The following is a 292-nucleotide window of genomic DNA, read 5'->3' on the forward strand; positions in this document are numbered from 1 at the left end:
ACATACGCAGCGGCTGGCGGTAGATGCGCTGGAAGTTGTCGCCTGCGATGAACAGATCGTCGGTGGTCTCGGGGCAGAGCGCCCGCAGCAGCCGCCAATGAACCGCGGACAGGTCCTGTGCTTCGTCGACGACGATGTGGCGGTAGCGCCGCTGCCCGGTCCAGGAGCGGGCGGTCTCGGCGAGTGCGGCGGCCATGCAGATCTGCTCTCCCGACCAGATGCCCTCGGACGTCAGCCGAGCCTGGTAGCGATCGACCAGATCCCAGACGCGGGCCCGCTGCGACCGCCCCAG

At 68.8% G+C, this 292-nt stretch carries 1 protein-coding gene; it reads right to left on the reverse strand.

Annotated features, from left to right (window positions below; genetic code table 11):
• On the reverse strand, positions 1-292 hold a 292-nt coding region (locus tag L0U85_RS12095), incomplete at both ends, for a UvrD-helicase domain-containing protein (RefSeq protein WP_241378015.1).

Origin of the sequence: Glycomyces sp. L485, from assembly GCF_022548875.1 — a bacterium.
Lineage (GTDB): Bacteria > Actinomycetota > Actinomycetes > Mycobacteriales > Micromonosporaceae > Glycomyces.